General features: G+C 43.7%; 18 protein-coding genes, 1 pseudogene and 1 riboswitch. Of the genes and pseudogenes, 13 read left to right on the top strand and 6 right to left on the bottom strand.

The annotated features are described in order from the left end of the window. Positions 1-56: 56 nt before the first annotated feature. From JOD02_RS04705 to JOD02_RS04695, 3 genes are all read left to right on the top strand, one after another. Positions 57-2261, top strand: coding sequence for a glycoside hydrolase family 3 C-terminal domain-containing protein (locus JOD02_RS04705; protein ID WP_243426352.1), 2205 nt, complete (start codon positions 57-59; stop codon positions 2259-2261). A 68-nt stretch (positions 2262-2329) separates the two neighbouring features. Continuing rightward, positions 2330-4576: a glycoside hydrolase family 95 protein gene (locus tag JOD02_RS04700; RefSeq protein WP_394355741.1), complete on the top strand. Its 2247-nt coding sequence runs from the start codon at positions 2330-2332 to the stop codon at positions 4574-4576. Between the two features lie 349 nt (positions 4577-4925). Continuing rightward, positions 4926-5456 (top strand): cob(I)yrinic acid a,c-diamide adenosyltransferase, encoded by a 531-nt coding sequence (locus JOD02_RS04695; RefSeq protein WP_204487436.1) that lies wholly within the window; start codon positions 4926-4928, stop codon positions 5454-5456. A 210-nt stretch (positions 5457-5666) separates the two neighbouring features. On the opposite strand, the gene JOD02_RS11890 is transcribed toward JOD02_RS04695, so the two are convergent. The 4 genes and pseudogenes from JOD02_RS11890 to JOD02_RS04680 all read right to left on the bottom strand — a co-directional run bounded on the left by JOD02_RS11890 (position 5667) and on the right by JOD02_RS04680 (position 9088). Further along, positions 5667-6143: an ACT domain-containing protein gene (locus JOD02_RS11890; protein WP_279380661.1), complete on the bottom strand. Its 477-nt coding sequence runs from the start codon at positions 6141-6143 to the stop codon at positions 5667-5669. Further along, positions 6132-6887, bottom strand: a pseudogene (dapB, locus tag JOD02_RS11885) (4-hydroxy-tetrahydrodipicolinate reductase); the annotation flags it as partial. The pseudogene dapB and the gene JOD02_RS11890, both read right to left, overlap by 12 nt. Before the next feature lie 247 nt (positions 6888-7134). Then, positions 7135-8022, bottom strand: a complete 888-nt coding sequence (gene dapA, locus JOD02_RS04685) for a 4-hydroxy-tetrahydrodipicolinate synthase (protein WP_204487432.1) — start codon at positions 8020-8022, stop codon at positions 7135-7137. Positions 8023-8068: 46 nt separating this feature from the next. Beyond that, positions 8069-9088 (bottom strand): aspartate-semialdehyde dehydrogenase, encoded by a 1020-nt coding sequence (locus tag JOD02_RS04680; protein WP_204487430.1) that lies wholly within the window; start codon positions 9086-9088, stop codon positions 8069-8071. A 244-nt stretch (positions 9089-9332) separates the two neighbouring features. Next, positions 9333-9515: riboswitch (Lysine riboswitch) on the bottom strand. Positions 9516-9827: 312 nt separating this feature from the next. Between JOD02_RS04680 and JOD02_RS04675 the strand changes: the two genes are divergently transcribed. The 8 genes from JOD02_RS04675 (at position 9828) to JOD02_RS04640 (ending at position 18088) form a co-directional block, all read left to right on the top strand. After that, positions 9828-10043 carry a hypothetical protein gene (locus JOD02_RS04675; protein ID WP_204487427.1) on the top strand — a complete coding sequence of 72 codons (216 nt, stop codon included), beginning with the start codon at positions 9828-9830 and terminating at the stop codon, positions 10041-10043. Beyond that, the gene (locus JOD02_RS04670) at positions 10040-10462 is read left to right on the top strand and encodes a hypothetical protein (RefSeq protein ID WP_204487426.1); all 423 of its coding nucleotides are present in this window, start codon (positions 10040-10042) and stop codon (positions 10460-10462) included. The genes JOD02_RS04675 and JOD02_RS04670 overlap by 4 nt, the downstream gene beginning before the upstream one ends. Positions 10463-10829: 367 nt before the next feature. Then, entirely contained in the window at positions 10830-12002 is a 1173-nt protein-coding gene (locus JOD02_RS04665) for an iron-containing alcohol dehydrogenase (RefSeq protein WP_204487424.1), read from the top strand. Between the two features lie 133 nt (positions 12003-12135). After that, positions 12136-13299, top strand: a complete 1164-nt coding sequence (locus JOD02_RS04660; protein WP_204487422.1) for a M20 metallopeptidase family protein — start codon at positions 12136-12138, stop codon at positions 13297-13299. A 151-nt stretch (positions 13300-13450) separates the two neighbouring features. After that, entirely contained in the window at positions 13451-14269 is an 819-nt protein-coding gene (locus JOD02_RS04655) for a YesL family protein (protein WP_204487421.1), read from the top strand. Positions 14270-14516: 247 nt separating this feature from the next. Beyond that, positions 14517-15272 (top strand): class I SAM-dependent DNA methyltransferase, encoded by a 756-nt coding sequence (locus JOD02_RS04650; RefSeq protein WP_204487419.1) that lies wholly within the window; start codon positions 14517-14519, stop codon positions 15270-15272. Positions 15273-15319: 47 nt separating this feature from the next. Beyond that, on the top strand, positions 15320-16222 hold the full coding sequence (hslO, locus tag JOD02_RS04645; protein ID WP_204487417.1) for an Hsp33 family molecular chaperone HslO: 903 nt from the start codon (positions 15320-15322) through the stop codon (positions 16220-16222). Between the two features lie 111 nt (positions 16223-16333). Next, positions 16334-18088 carry a tetratricopeptide repeat protein gene (locus JOD02_RS04640; RefSeq protein WP_204487415.1) on the top strand — a complete coding sequence of 585 codons (1755 nt, stop codon included), beginning with the start codon at positions 16334-16336 and terminating at the stop codon, positions 18086-18088. 91 nt (positions 18089-18179) lie between these two features. Here the strand turns inward: JOD02_RS04640 and JOD02_RS04635 are convergent, their stop codons facing one another. Continuing rightward, positions 18180-18434: a hypothetical protein gene (locus JOD02_RS04635; RefSeq protein ID WP_204487413.1), complete on the bottom strand. Its 255-nt coding sequence runs from the start codon at positions 18432-18434 to the stop codon at positions 18180-18182. A gap of 181 nt (positions 18435-18615) precedes the next feature. Between JOD02_RS04635 and JOD02_RS04630 the strand changes: the two genes are divergently transcribed. Further along, positions 18616-18813: a DUF3006 family protein gene (locus JOD02_RS04630; RefSeq protein WP_204487411.1), complete on the top strand. Its 198-nt coding sequence runs from the start codon at positions 18616-18618 to the stop codon at positions 18811-18813. 93 nt (positions 18814-18906) lie between these two features. Beyond that, positions 18907-19938, top strand: coding sequence for a YkvI family membrane protein (locus tag JOD02_RS04625; RefSeq protein ID WP_204487409.1), 1032 nt, complete (start codon positions 18907-18909; stop codon positions 19936-19938). Positions 19939-19947: 9 nt separating this feature from the next. On the opposite strand, the gene JOD02_RS04620 is transcribed toward JOD02_RS04625, so the two are convergent. Beyond that, positions 19948-21312 (bottom strand): CCA tRNA nucleotidyltransferase, encoded by a 1365-nt coding sequence (locus JOD02_RS04620; protein ID WP_204487407.1) that lies wholly within the window; start codon positions 21310-21312, stop codon positions 19948-19950. Positions 21313-21356: the final 44 nt, after the last annotated feature.

Genomic DNA, 21356 nt, shown 5'->3' with positions numbered 1-21356 from the left:
CAAATTGTTTGTTTAAAGAAATTTCATCTTTTTATAAAAGAAGGAGGTTGTTTGAAATGAACGAGTATATGAAAGAACATCCGGGAAAGGATAATCTTCCTATTTACTTAGATCCAGACCAGCCTTTGGAGAAAAGGGTAGATGACCTGGTTTCGCGCCTCACGCTTGAGGAGAAGGTTTCGCAGATGATATATGCGTCATCTGCTATACCGCGTTTGGGTATCCCGGAATACAACTGGTGGAATGAATGCCTTCACGGTGTCGCGGCGGCAGGTATTGCTACTGTATTTCCACAGGCCATAGGAATGGCAGCCTCGTTTAACGACAAGCTTTTATATAGGGTAGCATGTGCCATATCGGATGAGGCCAGGGCAAAACATCATGAGTTTGTACGCCAAGGTGATAGAGGTATTTTTAAAGGTTTAACGTTTTGGTCCCCTAACATAAATATATTCCGTGATCCCAGATGGGGACGGGGTCAGGAAACCTATGGTGAGGATCCTTACTTGACCGGGCGCATGGGAGTGGCATTTGTAAAGGGATTGCAGGGAGACCACCCCAAGTATTTGAAGGTGGTAGCCACGCCCAAACATTATGCGGTACATAGCGGACCTGAACCGCTGCGCCATTCTTTTGATGCTAGGGTTAGTCAAAAGGACCTTCGTGAGACATATTTACCGGCTTTTAAAGAATGTGTAAAAGAGGGTAAAGCGGAGTCGATAATGGGTGCCTATAATCGCACCAATGGAGAGCCGTGTTGTGCTAGTCCTACGTTGCTTCAAAAGATTTTAAGGGAAGAATGGGGTTTTGAGGGTTATGTAGTATCCGACTGTGGAGCGATTGATGACATCCACATGCATCATAAGGTAACCAGTACACCTGAAGAATCTGCAGCACTGGCTGTCAATAATGGTTGTGACCTCAATTGTGGCAGAACATTTGAGAGCCTGGTTAATGCGGTGAAGCAGGGGCTTGTATCTGAAGAGACAATAGATAGGGCTGTTAAACGTCTCTTTAGAGCCAGGTTTAAGCTGGGGATGTTTGATCCGCTTGAGAGAGTGCCATATGCTCAGATACCCTATGAAGTAAATGATTGTGAAGAACATCGTAAATTAGCCCTTGAAATGGCGAGGGAATCGATGGTATTGCTTAAAAATGAGGGTGGGTTGCTGCCGCTTAGGAAGGATTTAAAGGCGATTGCTGTAATTGGCCCCAATGCTGACAATAAAAAAGTGTTGCTGGGCAACTATAACGGTATGCCTTCTAAATATGTGACCGCCCTAGAGGGTATACGTGCTAAGGTTTCGCCTCATACCAGGGTGTATTATGCTCAAGGGTGTGACCTTACAAATACGGAGGACACTCACTGGGGGCCGAGAGCTACTGCAGGTTTTGCGGAAGCGCTAGCTGCCGCTCAGAGGGCAGATGTAGTTATCATGTGTTTGGGATTATCGCCCGATTTGGAAGGCGAGGAAGGTAATGCACCTAAATCCGCAGCAGGCGGTGATAGAGTCAGCCTGGACTTACCGGGTATGCAGGAGGAGTTGCTAAAGGCTGTATGTGCTACTGGAAAGCCAGTTGTGTTGGTACTTTTCAGTGGTAGTCCGGTGTCTATCAACTGGGCGCACGAGAATGTGCCGGCCATATTGCAGGCATGGTATCCGGGAGAAGAGGGTGGTACGGCGATTGCGGATGTGCTTTTTGGTGATTACAACCCTGGTGGGAGGTTGCCCGTTACCTTTGTCAAATCTGTGGAACAATTACCGCCATTTACCGATTACAGCATGAAGGGCAGAACCTATAGATATATGGAAGATGAGCCACTATATCCCTTTGGATATGGGTTGAGCTATACGACTTTTGAATACAGTAACCTAAGGCTTAGTGCAGAAGTGATAGAAGCTGGGCAATCTCTTACGGTTTCTGTGGATGTAAAGAATACCGGAAAAATGGCCGGAGATGAGGTAGTGCAGTTGTATTTAAAAGATTTAGAGGCATCAGTGGATGTACCTATTCATGAACTTAAAGGATTTACTAGAGTTAAGCTTCAGCCGGGCGAAAGCACGACAGTTACATTTACGTTGACCCCCAGGCAAATGGCTCTTATAGATAATGACGGCAGATGCATTTTAGAGCCAGGTAAGTTTAGAGTGATGGTGGGAGGTAGGCAACCAGATAAAAGGAGTGAAGTTCTTGCTGGTAGTACGATTCTGATAGGGGAATTTGAAGTGGTAGGAGAAATGATGGAACTGGAATATTAATAAGGGAAGGATAAGGTAATGGCGAAGTTTGATGATCTATCTAAAATTTTGTTAGGAGTGAGATGCTATTGATAAGATTATGGTACAGGAATGCGGCAAGGGATTGGAATGAGGCAATTCCTATAGGAAATGGGCAGTTGGGTGCCATGGTTTTCGGGACGGTTGAAAGGGAACACCTTCAATTGAATGAGGATAGCATTTGGTACGGGGAACCTATGGACAGAAATAACCCTGATGCCATCAAGTATTTGCCTAAGATAAGAGAATTGATTTTTAGTGGCAAAATTTCTGAGGCAGAAAAGTTGGCAAAGCTTGCGCTTTCTGGTACGCCTGAAAGTCAGCGCCCATATCAGACTATGGGGGACCTTTATCTTTACTTTATCCATCCGGCCGAAGAAGTAAAAGAATATGTGCGGGAACTTGATTTGCAAACTGCTGTTGCAAAAGTAAGATATACTTTAGGTTCTGTAAATTATACTCGCGAATACTTTGCCAGCGCAGTTGATCAAGTTATAGTTGTGAGATTGACATCAGATACGTCAGGCAGTATCTCATTTACTGCATGTTTGCGCAGAGGTAGGTATCTCGATGCAGCTGGACGACTGTCTTCAGATACTATTTTTATGGATGTAAGTTGTGGTGGGGGTAAAGCTGTTCGGTTTCGTACCTTGGTCCGTGCAGTGGCTGAAGGAGGTACCACTTATACAATAGGCGAGAATCTCATTGTCGAAAAAGCAGATGCTGTCACGATATTTATTGTTTGTGCAACATCATTCAGGTATGTGGATTATCAAGCGACGTGTTTACAGCAATTGACGGCTGCGTCCCAGAAACCATATGCTGAGTTGCTGGAAAATCATATAAAGGATTACTTGTCATTTTTTAACAGGGTAGAGTTAAAACTTGGCAGTCCGGAACAGGAATGTGAATTTGATGAGCTTCCTACCGATGAGCGTTTGGAACGGTTAAGAGCTGGGTCAAAAGATGTGGGATTGCTCAGCGTTTACTTTCAATTTGGACGTTATCTGCTTCTCTCTTGTAGCAGGCCGGGGACACTCCCTGCGAATTTGCAGGGCATTTGGTGCAAGGACATGACACCGCCATGGGATAGCAAGTATACGATTAATATTAACACACAGATGAATTATTGGCCTGCCGAGGTATGTAACCTGGCAGAATGCCATCTGCCGTTATTTGACCATATTGAGCGTATGCGAGTATCAGGACGAAAGACCGCCAGAGAGATGTATGGTTGTCGAGGGTTTACTGCTCACCATAATACCGATATCTGGGCCGACACTGCACCGCAAGATATCTTTGTCCCTGCTACATATTGGCCGATGGGAGCAGCCTGGCTCTGTTTGCACCTGTGGGATCACTATGAGTTTAGTCGGGATGTTGAATTCCTGCGAAAAGTTTATCCCACAATGAAAGAAGCTGCAGAGTTTTTTATTGATTTTCTGGTCGAGGATTCAAAAGGTAGGCTTGTCACATGCCCTTCCGTGTCACCTGAAAACACTTATATTCTGCCAAGCGGCGAAAAGGGCTCTCTTTGTGCTGCCCCTTCGATGGACAGCCAAATTTTGCGGCTTCTTTTTGCTCGATGTATTGAAGCAGCTAATATTCTGGGTATTTCAGATGAATTTACCGATACCATAAAAACAATGCTGGAGAAACTTCCAACACTACATATCGGAAAGTTTGGCCAGATTATGGAATGGTTAGAGGATTACGAGGAGGCTGAGCCAGGGCATCGGCATATTTCGCATTTGTTTGCATTATATCCAGGTAATCTTATTACAAATACGACTACGCCTGAACTTGCCCAAGCGGCAAGAGTTACATTAGAGAGGAGGCTTGCTTACGGCAGCGGGCATACCGGCTGGAGTAGGGCGTGGATTATTAATCTGTGGGCGAGGCTGGGTGATGGTCAAAAAGCGTATGAAAATCTACTTGAACTACTGAAAAGCTCTACATTGCCTAACCTTTTCTGCAATCATCCTCCCTTCCAAATCGATGGGAATTTCGGAGGTACGGCTGGAATTGCTGAAATGCTGTTGCAAAGTCATGCGGGAGAGATAAGCCTTCTTCCTGCGTTACCATTGGAGTGGTCGGATGGGCACGTAAAAGGCTTACGTGCACGAGGAGGGCTGGAGGTGGATGTCGAATGGAGAAAAGGGAAACTAACTATGGTGAGACTAAAAGCATCCTGTTCGGGGGAGTATGTCATCCGATATAAGAATTTAACGACATCAGTTAATATTAAGGCTAATAGTTACGTTGTTCTTGATAGTCAGCTTCTTCAAATTTGCTGATGCATAATTTCGGTTTGTAATTGAAGTATTCTTACAAATTTGGTAAAGAAATTATGCCATTAGTGCATAGATGGAAGATAAATTATTATGGATATATTTTTTTACCAGACTTTTCGAAAACGCACTAAAAGTAAAGGAGAAAAGCATTCATGCCATTACTAAAGAGAGTGTACTTTAAGTAATACTATAAAAAATACCAGACTAGACGGTATTCCCAAAAGTAATTTTACCCCCAAAATAGGATTAAAGGTTGAGCGGTACAAGGATACTATTCAACAGCTGGTAAATTAAGTATATTAAGTATATTCTATTGCGAGGTCATTTATGAAAGGATTATGGAGGTTAGTATATGGAAGTCGGCTATGTTCAAGTTTACACCGGTGATGGGAAAGGCAAGACCACTGCCGCACTAGGGCAGGGGCTGAGGGCTGTAGGCAGGGGTCTTAAAGTAGTGATGGTGCAGTTTCTAAAAGGTATTGAGTCGGGAGAACTGGAAGCCATAAAGAGGCTTGGACCTCAATTTACAATTATGCGGTTTGCCGAGACCAAAAAGTTTTTCTGGCAGCTTACCGATGAGGAAAAGGAGCAGCTTAAGGAGAAGACTCAGCAGGAGATGCAAAAACTTGAGCAATTGATGGAAGAGGGCTCATGCGATGTGCTGATACTCGATGAGATTATGGCGGCCATACACAGCGGGCTGGTGAGCGTTGACGAGGTATGCCGGATTATAGACAATAAACCCAAAGGGATGGAGCTTATTTTGACCGGCCGCAATGTGCCCCGTGAGATTGCCGAGAGGGCAGACCTTATAACCGAGATGCGCAATGTCAAGCATTACATGGATAAAGGCGTCCAGGCAAGAAAGGGGATAGAGTATTAATGTTTCGTTAGACCTGATGTTATGCTTGTTTTAAGAAGAACGCATAAAGTATTAAGAAAATGTAAATAGTAAACACAAACAAAAGCGCTCCTTCAATTCAAAATGTCTGTTGGAGCGCTTTCGATTTTTTAACTTATATTTTACAGAATATAAGCTTTAAAGCGAATGTTAAGAAACTTGAATCAGTCCATAACGCTGCTTGGCTTACTACTAAAGCTCAAACGCCTCCATAAGCGCTTCAAGAGCCTTCTTTTCATCTAATGTATGGATGACATAAGAAATCTTGGTTTCAGAAGTAGTTATGGCCATGATCCTGATGTTTTGCTGGGCCATGATGCTGAACACCTTGGCGGCTATACCTGGTTGTTGTGCCATACCTGGTCCTTCAACCGACAGCTTCACTATGTCTTCATACGTGTTAAGGCTTATGGTGGGAAGTAAGGCTTGTAGGTCGTTGACCACATCTATTGCCTTTTCTAAGTCCTTGCGCGGAAGCGTAAAGGATATGCTGAGCCGGCCATTGAGCGGCGTTGTCTGACTGATTAAATCTATATTTATGTTTTGTTGGGCGATATTCTCAAATATTTGAGCAATGGCTGACGTATTATCGGGTATGTTATTTATCGTTATTAGAGCCTGTTGATTATCAGAATAGATGTTTGTGACGACAGCCTGTTCATTTAGCATATCCTTCATGCCATACAGGCCAGGGGCTTTCTTCACTATGTATTTGCAGGCACGCAGTGCACCCAATGCAAATATTTGCCTGGAATAGGCGGTATGGGTAATCTCCAGGACTTCGTCGTTGCCGGCAAACATCACCGTGTGCTGGCCGGGAATGGTGCCACCCCTGACGGCGTGTATTCCTATTTCTGACTTTGAACGCCTTTGATTTTTAGAGTGCCTTCCATAGATGTAATCCTTTGAATTAAGCAGTACCTCGTTTATGGCATCGGCCAGAGCATATGCTGTGCCGCTGGGTGCATCGACTTTTTGGTTGTGGTGCTTTTCGATGACCTCTATGTCGAATTCATCGCCCAGGGTGGCTGCGGCTTTTTGTACCAGCTCCAACATGACGTTTACTCCCAGCGACATATTGGCTGACCTAAAAATCGGGATGCTACGAGAAGTTTGCTCAATAAGTTTTATATCATCCTGGGAAAAGCCGGTGGTTGCAATCACCAGTGCTATTTTGTGCTCTTTTGCAAAGGTCAGCAGGTCAGGCAGAGCGGCTGGATTGGAAAAATCCACAATTACGTCAGCCGCTTCTTTGCATTGGCTCAAAGAACCATAGGTAGGGAATGGATTTTGTTTGCTTTCAGGGAATTTGTCTACACCGGCTACAACCTGTATATCAGGGGCGGCGGCCGCAGCCGAGGCAACCGCCTGACCCATTTTCCCATTACAACCGTGGATTACAATTCTTATCATTGGTGTGTTTTCACTCCATTTCTTTTATAGATATAGATTTGATTATAGTGGAGGAAGCCTATTTTGTTGCTCAAAACAAACTCAGCAGTTTTAAATCAAAAAATAGTAAGCGGATAAGCGTTACTGATCTCAGAGAATATTTCACGAACTAAGTTTGCACCAAGCAAATTTTAATACCTGATTACCCAGCAATATATCAATGCATTTTATCTTTCTATGGTAAATAATTGACTCTTTATGGGCAAGATTACTGCCGTATTTTAAGGCCGTACTCCAGCATCCTCTTTTTGAGGATTTCCAGGTTTTGTTCTGACATATCGGTTAAAGGCATTCTGAGCTTACCGGCATTCATTCCCATGAGGTTCAAGGCAGTCTTTACGGGTATGGGATTGACCTCCAAGAACAAGGCTTCGATTAAGGGATTTAATTTAAATTGAAGCTTTCGGCTTCCTTCAATGTCTCCGTTTAGGAATTTTGCTACCATCTCATGGGTATCTCGGGGAGCTATGTTTGCCACCACCGATATGACCCCTTTTCCTCCCAGCGCCAGTATAGGCACCACTATGTTGTCATCTCCCGAGTATATATCTATCTTATCACCGCATAGCCTGGCCATTTCGGTTACCTGGGCTATGTTGCCGCTGGCTTCCTTTATGCCGACTATGTTGTCTATCTTTGAAAGCTCCTTTAAGGTAGAAGGAGCTACGTTGAGGCCAGTTCTGCTCGGTACGTTATATATTATGATGGGAATGTGGACGGCATCGGCTATAGCCGCATAATGCTGTATGAGGCCTTTCTGCGTGGTCTTGTTGTAATAGGGTGTAACGATAAGCAGTGCATCGGCACCCAATCTCTCTGCTTCTTTGGAGTCCTCGATTACGGTGGCGGTGTTATAGCCGCCTGTCCCTGCAATGACCGGTACTCTTTTTGCTACCTTCTCCACTGTGAAACCTATGACGGAATACTTTTCCTCCCTGGTCATGGTAGGAGGTTCTCCAGTGGTGCCGCACACCAGTATGGCATCGGTACCTTCACGGATCTGGAACTCAATGAGGTTGGCTAAGGATTCAAAGTTGACACCGTCATCGGTGAAAGGGGTAACCAAGGCTACGCACGACCCGGTAAATACGCTCACTATTAATCACTCCCTGATATTTTTTAATTTTATTTGGCAGGCTGGTTTATCTGGCAAGCTGACCGCTTTCCCAGTATTCGACGACCTTTTGTGCTATTTGTACGGCGTTGGTAGCCGCTCCCTTTCGTATATTATCTGCCACTACCCACAAGTTTACACCGCTTTTTACGCTTTCGTCCCTTCTTATGCGCCCTACAAACACTTCATCCTTGTTTTCTGCGTAAATGGGCATGGGGTAAACGTTGTTCTTGGGGTCATCAAGGACGACAACGCCGGGTGCTTTTGTAAGGATTTCCTTAAGTTCAGCTAAATCAAAATCCCTTTCAAACTCGACGTTTATGGATTCGCTGTGGCCGTAAAACACCGGCACGCGTACAGTTGTTGCAGTGATCCTTAGGCTGTAATCTCCCATGATCTTTTTGGTCTCATTGATCATCTTCATCTCTTCCTTGGTGTAGCCGTTATCCAGGAATACGTCTATATGGGGGATGCAGTTGGCGAATATGGGGTGAGGGAATTTCTGCAACGTCTTTTCTCCGCGTATTCCGTTTTGCAGGTCCAGATAGCCTCCCATGCCGGCACCCGATACCGCCTGGTAGGTGGAATATACGATTCTTTTGATCTTGTAGTGGTCGTGCAGTGGCTTGAGCACCACAACGGCCTGAATGGTAGAACAGTTGGGGTTGGCGATTATCCCTTTATGCTTGAGTATTTCCTGTGGGTTGACTTCGGGGACCACCAGCGGTACGTCTTCTTCCATCCTCCAGGCGCTGCTGTTGTCGATGACTACGGCACCCCTGGATGCGGCTATTGGCGCAAACTTTTTGCTGACGGTTGCACCGGCCGAAAAGAGCGCTATATCTATGTCTTTACCATCAAAGCTGGTCTCGGTCAGCTCTTCCACAACGTGGTCTTCTCCCATGAATTTTATTTTTGTCCCTGCCGAACGTGCCGATGCGAACAGATAGCAATTGGCTATCGGGAACTGCTTTTCCTCTAAGACTTCTAAAAACTTGCGCCCTACCATCCCCGTTGCTCCGACAATGGCTATGTTGTATTTTTTCATGGCTTTCTCCTCCTCACGTTTTATGATATGCATGATTTTGTGCTTTTATCTTGCAGCATGATTTTGTGCTTTTATCTTGCAGAGTTTACCTCACTATCCATCATATGTCGTCGCAGGTTATGGTGTCTCATTAAATTCTATAGATAATCACGAATAAAGCGGCTGATGGATGACCAGCCGCTTTCGTATCACAATTACAGCCTTTTTGCAGATGAGTTAAACCCTGCAAAACGCTTGCGATTCGAAAGCAGTTAGCGCTCCATCATTGGTCCCCAATGATGACAGTCCCAGGGCTCTTAACCCAGGGCCCAGGAGGTGGATGACGGGAACATACCACATCCTTCGGCACCTTCCCCTTTCGCCAGCTTTCATCGAACCCCGCATTCTCCAGCTGCTTACTCTTGAAAGGTGCGCCTCTAAACTGCTTCGCATATATTCGTTTTTTTAAATCATATCATTTAAATCCATAAATGTCAAACGTTTTTTGGTATTTTCGGCCCTGATGAGTTGTGATAAGGTTCATTGTTAAATTGAGGTAACACTCCAAACAGAAATCTCGGCAAGACTCCACTATGGCTCAGTACGATTATACCACGAAAATATGCCCTTTTAAATCTTTTTGTATATATATGTAAAAAAAGGGTATAATTAACATAATAGGGATTGACAAGAAAATTAAGTATAAATATAATGTTAAATAGATAAAACTACCAAAGGAAAAATGGGAGTGGATCTAAAAATGAGGGTTGCTAAAGTAGTAGGCATGTTAATGTGCGTCATATTGCTCACAGCATTGCTGCCAGAAGAAGTGTTTGCTGCACCAAATACAAGCAGTCCGTATTATCTAGGATGGGATTTGGTAGATAGTGGGTTACATTGTGATTGGGGGGAAGCACAAAATATTCTGCACAGTGGAACAATGCTGTTAGTATATGGAATAGTATGGGTGTTGTGAGCATTCGTAAAGATACAATATTTACTGTTCAAGATGTCGAACTTTATGATTACTATGAAGTATCATCTGTAACTGCTGTAACATATTCGTCTGGAAAAATTGGATTTAATACATACAATTTAGCAGATGATATAATTGTTAAAAAGGCTGGAGGGTATGTGGATAACAAGTTAGTTTTTTATGAGACGCTAGACAAGAAAGGTGCATTTTTATCTGTTGGTGATGTTTATATATTTTGTATGCTCACACAAGAAAACGGTGATTTGTTTATAGATAATCCATATGCGTATGAAAAATTGGATGCTGGAGATATTAAAGCGTTGAATGAAAGTAAAAAAGTAAAGAAATATGAAGAAGCGTACAAAAATGAAAAAATATATGAGCGTGAAAGGTTTAAATCAAAATATGAAAAAGAATGATAGCAGTAGCAAAGCTACTGCTATTTTGTTGTGGTTTAAGTTTTTGCAATTTTGGTTGTCATAATTCATTGCTTCTTGATTTTTCCATAGATGTATGCTAGGATAAACTTAACTTAAAATTTAAACTTTTATGTGTGTCTTTTTCATAACCCGGCAAGAGATATAATCTCTTTTTTTGAGGGGGAGAGGAATCTAATTATTGGTGAGTGGATAGTCAACTGTATGAGGATGTGTGAGCCGCCTCGCCTGAAAATGGTGGTAGTTTGACTGAGATTTTTGTCAAATCTTCACATTTACTAAGATATGGGTTACATGTTTAATAATTTAATCTAGGGATAAAATTAGGAATAGATGGAGGGGTTATATAATGGAAAATTTTACATTCTTAAGCCCTACTAAGGTCATATTTGGTAGGGATGTAGAAAATCAGGTAGGAGAAGAGACTAAGGTTTATAGTAAGAAAGTTCTTTTGCACTATGGCGGGGGAACTATCAAACGCATAGGGCTCTATGACAAGGTGGTAGAGTCACTCAAGAATGCAGGTGTGGAATTCATTGAGCTGGGTGGAGTACAGCCCAATCCTCGCCTTAGCCTGGTGAAGCAGGGCATCGAGCTTTGCAGAAAGCATAACATTGACTTTATCTTGGCTGTGGGAGGCGGCAGCGTCATCGATTCAGCCAAGGCCATCGCCGTTGGAGTGCCCTATGAAGGCGACGTGTGGGATTTTTACAGCGGGAAGGCAGTGCCACAAAAGGCCCTTCCGGTTGGCGTGGTACTTACCATTCCGGCGGCAGGCAGCGAGGCCAGCAAGAGCTCGGTAATTACCAATGAGGATGGGTGGTACAAGCGGGGATTAAATGTTGAGATAATACGTCCCAAGTTTGCCATAATGAATCCCGAGATTACCTTTACGCTTCCGCCCTATCAAACGGCCTGCGGCGCTGCCGACATCATGGCCCATGTGATGGAGCGGTATTTTACCCATCAAAGAGATGTTGATTTCACCGATAGGCTGTGCGAGGCTACTCTCAAGACCATCATTAAGAACGTGCCTATCGTTCTCGAGGAACCGGAGAATTACCAGGCCAGGGCAGAGATAATGTGGGCAAGCACCATCGCACACAACGACCTCTTGAGCACAGGCAGGATTGGCGATTGGGCGTCCCATGCAATAGAGCATGAGCTGAGCGGGATATACGATGTGCCCCATGGAGCCGGGCTGGCGGTGGTATTTCCTGCTTGGATGAAGTACGTGTATAAAGAGAACGTGGACAGGTTTGTGCAGTTTGCCACCAGGGTGTGGGATGTAGAGATGGATTTTGCCAATCCCGAGAGGACGGCTCTGGAAGGGATATACCGACTTACCCAGTTTTTCAAGAGGATTGGCCTGCCTGTGACGCTGGAGGAGCTGGGTATACCCGATGACAGGCTGGAGGAAATGGCCGATAAGTGCACCAACAAGGGCACAAAGCAGATAGGCAACTTCAAGAAACTGGGCAGGGAAGACGTGCTCAACATACTCAAAATGGCCCGTAAATAGGGATAAAAGGCTGCATTAGGACAATTTTCATGAATAAATCAGCGAAACCCCAGACAATTTGCAATCCCTCTTCATCATAAAGATGGAGAGGGATTGTCTTAAATTAAAAGCTTTTTGTGGAGGAATGCTGAAAATGCATGTAGATGCAGAAGTTTACCAGCTTAAAGACAGGTTGACTCAGCACCGGAGGCATTTGCATAAGTATCCTGAGACCGGGTTTGATGTATCATCCACCCGGGATTATATTTTATCCTGCCTTAAAAATTGTGACTTTGACGAGATAAGGATAGTAGCCGGCAGCGGCATAAAAGCCGTCATGAAGGGCAATGATGGAGGCATGACCCTGGCTTTTAGGGCAGATATGGATGCCCTGCCGCTTCATGAGGAGACGGGTGTCGAGTTCGCTTCAGTTAACTGCGGGAGAATGCATGCCTGTGGCCATGATGGACATATGGCCATTTTACTCGGGCTTGCGGAATGGCTGAGTTTGCACAAAGAGGAGTTGAAAGGCAATGTGGTTCTCATCTTTCAGCCAGCTGAGGAAACCGTGGGAGGGGCATTGCCCATGATCAAGGAAGGGGTGCTGGAAAGCCCAAAGGTGGATGCTATTTTCGGTTTTCACCTGTTGCCTGATATTCCTCAGGGCAAGATAGGGCTTAAGGCTGGACCGGTGATGGCTCAGACATGTGAGTTTACGGTAGAAATTGTCGGCAAAAGCGTCCATGGAGCCATGCCACACCTCGGGGTTGACGCACTTTTGGCGGCCTGTTATTTTGTAAACGCTGTGCATGGACTTTTGAGCAGGTGGGTTGCTTCAGATGAAAAAGTCCTCTTGACCATAGGAAAGCTTAAGGCAGGAGAGGAGAGGAATATTGTTGCGGGTTTGGCGAACATAGAAGGTATAATACGTACATTTGATGATAAAGTTTATGAGCGTATAAAGCAAAACATACAGGGTTTGTTAAATGGCCTTGAGCTCTCTCACCGGGTAAAGGCACAGTACCGTGAAGATGTGTACTACCCTGTGGTAAATAACGATGCTAACCTAGTAAGCCAGGTGAAAAAATGCTTGCCCCCCGATGTGCTCCAGGATGTACAGCCTTTGATGATAGCCGAAGATTTTTCATATTACCAGCAAAAAGTGCCGGGGGTATACTTGTTCCTTGGTTGCAGGAATGAAAGTAAGGGCTTTACCTTTCCTCTGCATAGCAGCAGGTTTAACTTTGATGAAGAAGTGCTGTTGTACGGATTGCAGGCCTACTGCGATATAATAAAGGGATTTGGAGTTGTGTGTTAAATTGAAGTACAGGAATTCTGGTGAAGAATTCAATAGTAATGTATTAGCCTCAGTAGTAAAATTATTATGTTGAAGAAGAAAACATTTATTGTTAGAATTAAATAGAGGAGAGTTTAAATTAAGTAAGACTAAAATAGAAGGGATTGTTGATATGTTTGGTGGCTTTTTTGAAAGGATGTATTACGGTAATCCCAATAAACCGGATTTGAAATATGAAAACCTAAGGGAAAAGCCAATAAAGCTGTTTTTTACCGTGTTGCAGGTGCGGTTCTGGAATCTCATAAAGCTGAATTTGCTTTACTCGATTTTCTGGCTTCCGACGTTTATATGGACGTATATTCAGCTGCAGGTTACTGCACAGACGGGAGAGCCTATAAATATTTTTTATTTCCTGGTACTCATTCCTTGTCTGCTTTTTGTAGGGCCGGCTACAGCAGGCGCTACCTATGTGCTCAGGAACTGGGCGAGGGATGACCACGCGTGGGTTTTCAGCGATTTTAAAGATGCGTGGAAGATGAACTGGAAGGAAAGCTTAATTGTCATGTTCATCAATGGCCTTGCGCTTATGATATTCTATATTAATCTGACATTTTACCACGCAATGGCCTCACAGAATATCTTGTTCCTCATGTTGTATTACTTTATGTTGATGATTGGGCTTATTTACGCCATGATGAATATATATATTTTCCCAATGTTGGTCACTTATAAATTGAAAATAAGGCAGATATTCAAAAATGCACTGCTTTTTACCTTGGCAAAGCTTCCCCATACTTTTATGGTCTTTGTGCTGATGGTAGCTTTGTTTATAGCCAGTGTTTGGTATATTTTTCCCGTATTTTTTGTAGGATTAACTTTCCCCATGCTTATAGGCGTTTCATTGGCCAACTGGGTATTTTACAAGTATATGGACAGGCCGGTAAATGCTGAAATAACGGATAATGGCAGTCAGAATGGCGGCCAAGAGTAACAAGATCATCCAGTAATTGTTGTGTGAAAGAACTGTAGCAAGTAATCCAAATTTTTGTTTGTTATGATAAAAGTATAAATAGCATGAATATTATCGAAAAGTAGCCAGGTCACGTAAGCACAAAGATTGATTTGGAGGACAGCTTTCCAGAAGAATTTGGGTGTAAAGTCCCTAGACTGAATCTGTAAACAAGCAAAAATGAAGTTCTCAGACTTTTTGAGAGCGTACGCTACTTTAAAAGGGGTAGATGGGTATTTACAATAATTTTGCTTATATTTACGATGCGTTGATGCAGGATGTGAATTATCATAAGTGGGTGGATTATATTGAGCTGTTATTTAGGCATTACAGGGTAAGACCACGGCAAATAGTGGATTTGGCGTGTGGCACAGGTAATATTACAATTATTTTGAAGGAAAGGGGTTATGATGTCATAGGTATTGATCGGTCGGAAGATATGCTGTTTGTTGCGCGGGAGAAGGCACGCAGTAGGGGAATGGATATTCCTTTTATATTTCAAGATATGCGTTATATCAGTCTTCACCGCCCTGTGGATGCCATGACCTGTATCTGTGACGGCATCAATTATATTCCCTCCGAGGAAGAACTGGACCTGGTGTTTAAGGGAGTATACAGGTACTTAAAGGCAGGAGGAATTTTTGTATTTGACATCAGCTCCTATTACAAACTCTCTTCAATACTGGGGAATAATACCTTTGTAAGGACTGATGAAGATATAAGCTATATATGGCAGAACTATTTCGATAAGCGCTCACAGCTTTGTGAGATGGAGCTGTCTTTTTTTGTCAAGGAAGGGGAATATTACAGGAGATTTGACGAAATCCACTGGCAACGTGCTTATCGTACAGAAGAGATTGTGGAGCACCTTGAGAAAAATGGTTTTGAAGATGTAGGGGTGTATCAGCCTTTTACACTAAAGCCTCCCAAAAAGAAGGCAGAGCGAATCTTTTTTGCGGCTAAAAAGGGGAAAATTGTCTCATAAGCTGAGGGTGTTTTGAAAAGTGAATACATAGGAGGAAGTAGGATTATATGAAGGATTATGTAATAAGAGTTACAGCTGCTGACGGATTTATTCGTGGTTTTGCTGCCAGGACTACCGATTTGGTACAGGAGGCACAAAGGCTTCACGGCCTGTCTCCTGTGGCCAGCGCTGCGTTGGGGCGTGCTATGACGGCCGCTGTCATGTTGGGGATTGACATGAAAGGCAAAAAGGACACCCTTTCGCTCATCATAAAGGGTGATGGCCCTCTGGGCAGCGTTGTGGTGGTGGCAACTTCGAACGGTTACGTAAAGGGCTATGTCGCAAATCCCAAGCTTGAACTGCCGCTTAATGTTCACAATAAGCTGGATGTGGCAACTGCTGTAGGCAGGAACGGCAGAATAACGGTGATAAAAGATCTGGGATTAAAAGAGCCATATATAGGGCAGGCCAACCTGATGTCGGGCGAGATAGCAGAAGACGTGGCTTACTATTTGACGGTTTCTGAACAGCAGCCTTCAGCTGTAGCGTTGGGAGTGCTTGTAAACCCTGATTGTACTGTAAAAGCTGCAGGAGGGTTTATAATACAGGCATTGCCTGGGGCGCCAGAGGATATTATCTCTGCAATTGAACAGAAAATTAGCAGCAGTCCTTCTATTTCCCGCCAGTTTGATGAGGGCAAAACCCCTGAGGAAGTCTTAGGAAATATCATAGGGCAGTATGGTATGAGAGTAAATGCGGTGCATGACGTGCAATTTAAATGTGACTGCAGTAGAGAGCGCCTCAAAGGTGTCTTGATGGGCATGGAAGAAAAAGAGCTAATGGATATTATTGAGAAAGATAGGCGGGCTGAGGTGGTATGTCACTATTGCAATAAAAAATACATATTTGAAGAGGAGGAACTTAAAGAGCTTTTAGAGCAGAAGAGAAAAAGCCAAGAAAACCTTGATTGACAAAGCGTTAATCGCCAATATCGCTATAAATGGTTAGTTGACTTTATAGAGCTTTTGGGTATTATATGCTATAATATTCTCATAGATCAATGTTAAGTTAGGGAGTGGAATATGGCGGGAGGATTGTCTGCAAAAACTCAAAGGAAGGTTATTCCCTTTGAACAAAATGGGCAGTTTTATTATAAGAAAGCCAAAAAATACGTTGAAAACAATAATTATATAGATGCTCTAAGCTTTTACCGCAAAGCTGTGGAAAAGGACCCTGAAAATTTGGAGTACAGGCTGGACTTGGCCCAAGTGTTTACCGAGATGGGTTACTACGAGGAATCCAATCAAATATTGCTGTATATACTTCAAAAGGACGATGGTAAGGCAGATTGCTATTTTTGCCTGGGTTGCAATTTTTTGGGCTTGCAAGAATATGAAAGGGCAAAGGAGTGCTTCGAGAAATACCTGCAACTGGATCCGGATGGCATATATTCAGAGGATGCCCAGGATTTGTTGGATATACTTCAGAGCCACGAAATATACTTCGATAATGACGTGGAGGTCATACTGAACCCTGGAAGAGAGAAACTGTATAAGCTGGCTAATAAAGGCAAGGATTTTTTGGATATGGGTGATTATAATAGGGCTATTCGCTGTTTGGAAAGCGTGGTAAAAAAAGATCCTTCTTTGATATTTGCCAGGAACAACCTTGCTCTAGCTTATTTTTGTGTCGGTCGGCTGGATGATGCTATCCATGTGTGCCAGGAAGTGTTAAAGGACCAACCCCAAAACGTTCATGCCAACTGCAATATAGCTATTTTTTATCGAGAAAAGGGATTGGAGGAGGAAAGCGAAAAACACCTACAGGCCGTGTTGAGCATGGAGACCAATGACCCAGAGGAAATTCATAAGATTGCTGTGACGCTGTGTGAGCTCAAAAGGCACAAAGAAGCCAATAAATTGCTCAAACGGCTACTCCAATATAAGCCGTACGACATAAAGGTGTTGCATTATATTGCGGTATCCTATTTTAATACACAAAGGTACAAGGAAGCTCTTAAGTATTGGAGTAAGATTGATAAGATAGCACCTAACAATACCATAAGCAGTTTTTATAAGAGGCTGGCGCGAGCCGTAATGGCAAATGAACGTGAGTTCGGCGAAATATCCTACCATTTTCAGGTTCCTTATGAGGAAATTATATACCGTATAAAGAAGATCAATGATCTGCTCAAACTTCCACATAAAGACCTGAAAAAGAGATGGAATAGCAGTGATGAATTGTTGGCTTTATTGCAGTGGGGATTGGAGCTCAATGACCCTTCAATAAAAAGGGCCATTTTGAACGTTATTGCCTCGTTTAAAGATGGAAAGGCTGAAAGCTTCCTGAGAGAATTTATACTGCGCAAAAGTGTAAGCGATGACCTCAAAAGGGAAGCGGTGATGTTGCTCAAGCAAATGGGAGCTTCTGAACCTTATATAGCTTATTTGGATGACAACATAGTACAGATCAAGATAGACGTAGGGGCTAAGAACCTGCCTGATGACCTGCCTGAGGTTTTTTATAATGTGGTGAATAGAGCAGTTGAAATGATGAAGAATCGTTATGAAGAGGGTTTCGAGGCTCAAATTCGGGAGATATGGAGCGGCTTTGTAGCGGCCATGTCGCCTTACGGTTTGCCCAGGATAAGAAAGCCTGAGGTATGGGCTGCGGCGCTTGAGCTGTATTACTGTTTGACCTCTGGTTTGGCTGTGGATAAGGTGGAGCTGGCATATCGTTATGGTGTTTCATATTCGAGCGTGTCGAATGCCTTAAGGCGTATCAGCTTTGCGCTGCTGGAAAACGAGTACAATAAAGTAAAGCCTTACTTGCAATGAAAAAGGCTGCTGAAGTAACCTTCAGCAGCCTTCCTTTGTATTTATATTGACCACTATGAAGGGGTACGTTGGTTGCTTTGGTTCTAGGCTGTTAATTGTTTGTGGCTTTATTAGTGGTGTTGGTCGTGTTACTGCTACTAGAGGATTTCTGGTTAGTATCTTGTGTTCCTCCACTTTTTTCAGTTGGGGTTTCTTTAGACTCTTTGTCAGAGCTTTCTTCAGTTGTAGTAGTTTGCTGGCTTGTACCTTCTTGCGTATTTGTGGATTTGCTCTGGCAGCCTGTGAATACCACTGCTGTGATTAAAAACAAGGCCGTTAGTAAAATTGCTGCCCACTTCTTCAACATGTTTCCCTCCCTTCGAGATATTTATGTAACATTGGCCAATGCATGGCATATTATAGTAAGAAAGTATGAACAAAGTGTGAACAAATTGTAAATGCGTTATGAATTTTTTGGATAAGGCTCTCTTTTAAAACGGGACATAGATATGGTATTATAAATGTTGGTGAGGGAGAGGAGGATTTCAGTGCAGTGGGATGTGGTGGTAAAACGCCTTGAAGGTCATCAAGCGGTGGTGGCGTTTGAGAGTGGGGATGAAATTGTTATACCGGTTAAATTTCTGCCGCCTGGGTGTCGTGTTGGCGATGTTCTTAAAATCGAAATATATTTTAGCCCGTTCGGCACTTTGGCACATCTATTAAATAATGGAACTGAGAATGCATGAAACCAAACTGAAGCATAGTGGCTCTGCCTTCCGAATATTTATACTTACTAGAAAACTTAGTTGAGTAAATCTTTGGAAGGTGGAGTTGAGCGATTGAAAAGGAATATCGTCTTAAGCATAAAAATTGCTTTTGCATACGTGGGTACCGTTATAGGGGCAGGATTTGCATCAGGCCAAGAAATATTGCGGTTTTTTACGGTGTACGGTAAGTATTCAGTTTTTTCTATCATGCTGGTAGCTTTTTTATTTGTATGTGTGGGGATAAGGGTTTTAAGGGTGGGTTTTGAGCTGAGTGCCGGGTCATTTCGGGATGCTATTAGGTTGGTTTTTGGGAGCTTGTCACCTCTTGTTAATGCCTATTTGTTATTGGCGATTGTCATGGTGGCTGCTGCCATGCTGGCTGGGGCGGGCGCCTTGCTTGCGGAGTATATCCGCCTGCCTGTTTATATGGGAATGTCCGTAACGGCTGTCATAGTGGGAGTGTTTGCGGCATTTGGTTTAAAGGGTATTTTTGCGATAAATGCATGGATTGTTCCGGGTATACTGACTTTTAATGTCCTTGTGTTTATATACAGCCTAATGGCAGGCGATAGTACCTTTGAGGTTATGCCGGTATTTGATGTAACGCTTTTTGATATAATTAAAACGGGAGTGTCTTATGCCTCATTCAATATTGTGTTGGCAATGGGGGTTCTAACCTCTGTTGGTTGTAAGGTGAAGGATTTGCGGGTTTTGAAGGTAGGGGGCGTTTTGGGAGGCATTATATTAGGGACGATGCTTCTTATGGGCAACTATTCTTTGATGAGATGTATCCCTGAAGTTTATGAATTTGAAATTCCCATGCTTTACATAGTACGGCGGATGGGCTATTTCTTTGGCGCAGCCTTTGCGATTGTGATGTGGGGAGCTATAATTACTACACTTGTGTCCAACGTGTTTTCGGTGGCATGTGCAGCAAGCGATATTTTTAAATTGCCTATGCGCATGGCTTTGTTTGTTACTATTATAGTCTGTGCTGTGCTGTCTTTGATAGGCTTTTCACGCATGGTGACTTTTGTCTATCCATTGTTGGGGATGATAGGATTTATTGTAATCTTGGTGATGTTTTTTCTGGTCAAAAAATAAGGAACAGATTTATTTCTCCTTATCCTGTTTATACAATGCTTTGAGCTTAGACAGTAGAAGTTCTTTATCATTCCACTCGGGATGCATTAACACCCATTCGTGGGCTTGTCTTAGGGCTTTGCCGATGTCTTGTGGGTTATTGATGCCTATTCCTGATGCCATTACGTCATGGCCGTTGATGGCAAGTTGCGAAAGTTTTAAAGCATCTCCCCTTGCTAAAATCTCATGGGCCATTGATGTAAGAGCCGCCATCTTTTCTGACTCTCCTTTTTGTCCTGCAGTCAAAAGGTATGCGCGCTTAAGCTCCAAAAGGTGGAAGGTGTCTTCTATACCAAGGTTGCCCATTAGCTTCCTTATCTGATAGGCCGCTTCGGCCTTGTCGCTACTGAACTCCACAGGAAAGCTGGATGTAAGCTGCATCACTCTGTGTACAGTTTTGTTGTCGTAGCGCAGTCGCTTCAGCGAACGTTCTACCAGTTCGGCTTTATCGGCCAGCCGGTGCGCGGATTGCTCAAAATCGCTACCATTTGCCGTTTGATGCAGTGGACTGACCGGTTGGACCATAATGCAGCAGTACAGCGCTGCAAGACGTAAGACGGTATCAGGCCTGCACAGTTTTATGGCTTTGAATGCCAGCTGTCCTGTATTTGACAAGTGCTGATAAAGTTCCGGAAGTATTACCTCAAAGATACCGGTTTCATAAAGCAGCATGAGAGACTCAAACGGGTTAGAAGCAGCCATTATTTTGTTGAGCTCGTCCCGGATTCTCTCGGGGGAGATCTTGGAGAGCAGGCGATGATGGGTACAGGCTGCCTTAAAGGTGTTCTCCTCCAGCCTAAAGCCCAGTTCGGCGCAAAACCTTATTCCTCGCATTATGCGCAGCGGGTCTTCCTCAAAGCGATGCTCTGGCTTGCCTACCGTTCTTATTAGTTTTCGCGATAGGTCGCTGTACCCATCGAAGGGGTCTATCAAGGGCTCATTAAGATATGGATTGTAGGCCATGGCGTTTATGGTGAAATCCCGCCGTGACAGGTCTTCTATGATATCCGACAGAAACGTTATCTTAGAAGGGTGGCGAAAATCGCTGTATCGCCCCTCCCCCCTGAAGGTGGTGACCTCAACGGGCATATCGTTTATCACGACTGTTACTGTGCCGTATTTTTTGCCGGTGGGAATGGTGCGAGCAAACGAGAATATCCTCTCGATATCATCGGGGTGAAAGGACGTGGCGATGTCCCAGTCTTTTACGGGCCTGCCCAGGAGGACATCGCGGACGGCACCGCCTACAACGTACGCCTGCCCACCCTCTTCCATAATTCGGTTTAGTATTATTTCCACTTCTTTGGGAAGGGATATATTTATATTGCCTTTCATGGAGGTCATCTCCCTGCTTGCATTTTTAATGAGATGCATTTTGG

The organism is Caldicoprobacter guelmensis (genome assembly GCF_016908415.1).
GTDB lineage: Bacteria > Bacillota > Clostridia > Caldicoprobacterales > Caldicoprobacteraceae > Caldicoprobacter > Caldicoprobacter guelmensis.
Note: the sequence above shows the minus strand (reverse complement) of the source record. Positions and strands in the feature narration are given on the sequence as shown.

Coding starts and splice junctions, on each gene's coding strand:
- JOD02_RS04705 (WP_243426352.1), top strand. CDS start 57: ATGAACGAGTATATGAAAGAACATCCGGGAAAGGATAATCTTCCTATT.
- JOD02_RS04695 (WP_204487436.1), top strand. CDS start 4,926: ATGGAAGTCGGCTATGTTCAAGTTTACACCGGTGATGGGAAAGGCAAG.
- JOD02_RS11890 (WP_279380661.1), bottom strand. CDS start 6,143: ATGCTAAATGAACAGGCTGTCGTCACAAACATCTATTCTGATAATCAA.
- JOD02_RS04680 (WP_204487430.1), bottom strand. CDS start 9,088: ATGAAAAAATACAACATAGCCATTGTCGGAGCAACGGGGATGGTAGGG.
- JOD02_RS04675 (WP_204487427.1), top strand. CDS start 9,828: ATGAGGGTTGCTAAAGTAGTAGGCATGTTAATGTGCGTCATATTGCTC.
- JOD02_RS04665 (WP_204487424.1), top strand. CDS start 10,830: ATGGAAAATTTTACATTCTTAAGCCCTACTAAGGTCATATTTGGTAGG.
- JOD02_RS04660 (WP_204487422.1), top strand. CDS start 12,136: ATGCATGTAGATGCAGAAGTTTACCAGCTTAAAGACAGGTTGACTCAG.
- JOD02_RS04655 (WP_204487421.1), top strand. CDS start 13,451: ATGTTTGGTGGCTTTTTTGAAAGGATGTATTACGGTAATCCCAATAAA.
- JOD02_RS04650 (WP_204487419.1), top strand. CDS start 14,517: ATGGGTATTTACAATAATTTTGCTTATATTTACGATGCGTTGATGCAG.
- hslO (WP_204487417.1), top strand. CDS start 15,320: ATGAAGGATTATGTAATAAGAGTTACAGCTGCTGACGGATTTATTCGT.
- JOD02_RS04640 (WP_204487415.1), top strand. CDS start 16,334: ATGGCGGGAGGATTGTCTGCAAAAACTCAAAGGAAGGTTATTCCCTTT.
- JOD02_RS04635 (WP_204487413.1), bottom strand. CDS start 18,434: ATGTTGAAGAAGTGGGCAGCAATTTTACTAACGGCCTTGTTTTTAATC.
- JOD02_RS04620 (WP_204487407.1), bottom strand. CDS start 21,312: ATGAAAGGCAATATAAATATATCCCTTCCCAAAGAAGTGGAAATAATA.